Below are 1229 nucleotides of genomic sequence, written 5' to 3' on the forward strand. Positions count from 1 at the left end.
GATCCTTGGGTTCTCGCGGTGATTGCAACACTTAGCGGATGGGTGTTGTTATGGCGGGGTATTCAATTCATTTGAGGCCTGATCTCTTGCAGGTTTTTTGGGCCGGGATGCAGGCGGGTGATTTCATCACCGATGCCGTGGCTCCGATCAATACGAGCCGGCGTACCGGGCGCAGGGTCTTGCTTGAGGCCGGTGGTGTCAGGCCCCGGCGGGGCCGTGATCTGAAGGGCCGGTGTCTGACCTTCGCCCAGCGGGAGGAGATCGCAATACTGCGTGCCCAGGGTCAATCTCTGCGGCAGATCGGAGCCGTGGTCGGCAGAGCGGCCTCCACGGTTTCCAGGGAGTTGCGGCGTAACTCGGTGGCAGGGATGCCCTACCGGGCGACCTCAGCGCACGCACTGGCGTATGAGCGGGCTTCGCGGCCGAAACCGGCGAAACTGCACACGAACACGGTGTTGCGTGCGAAGGTGGAAGAGGACCTGAAAAAGAAGTTCTCACCCGAGCAGATCGCAGGACGACTCCGGGTTGAGTTCCCCGATGAGCTGGAGATGAGGGTGTCACCCGAGACGATCTACCAGTCCCTTTACGTGCAGTCCCGCGGGGCGCTGAAGCGTGATCTGACCGTGTGTCTGCGTACCGGGCGGGCTATCAGGCAGCCGTGCCGCAAGGCCGGCCAGCGCAAGAACCGGATCCCGGGAATGATCAACATTTCCGAACGTCCCCCCGAAGTTCAGGACCGGGCCGTGCCAGGGCATTGGGAAGGCGATCTAATCATCGGTAAAGGGAATCAGTCCGCGATTGGGACGCTGGTCGAGCGGACCACTAATTACACGATGCTCGTACACCTGCCGGACGGGTACAAGGCCGAGCAGATGCGTGATGCACTGACCGCGAAGATCAAGACACTCCCCGAGTCGCTGCGGCATTCCCTGACCTGGGACCAGGGCATCGAGATGCAGGACTGGAAAACCGTGAAGATCGACACCGGCATCGACATCTACTTCTGCGACCCGCACTCGCCTTGGCAGCGCGGCATCAACGAAAACACCAATGGCCTACTGCGCCAATATTTCCCCAAGGGCACCGACCTGAGCATCCACAGCCCCGCAGACCTCGACTGGGTTGCCCAGGAACTCAACGACCGACCGCGCAAAAGACTAGAGTTCAAGAAACCGATCGAACTGATCGAAAACCTCCTGTTGCAATGACCGCTTGAATCCGCCGATCCT

The 1229-nt window shown here is 60.5% G+C and carries 1 protein-coding gene; it reads left to right on the forward strand.

The genetic code is table 11. The features are described from left to right. Positions 1–38: 38 nt before the first annotated feature. Positions 39–1208: an IS30 family transposase gene (locus PV772_RS22940; RefSeq protein ID WP_347887694.1), complete on the forward strand. Its 1170-nt coding sequence runs from the start codon at positions 39–41 to the stop codon at positions 1206–1208. Positions 1209–1229: the final 21 nt, after the last annotated feature.

The organism is Pseudarthrobacter sp. CC12, from assembly GCF_039907755.1.
Classification (GTDB): domain Bacteria; phylum Actinomycetota; class Actinomycetes; order Actinomycetales; family Micrococcaceae; genus Arthrobacter; species Arthrobacter niigatensis.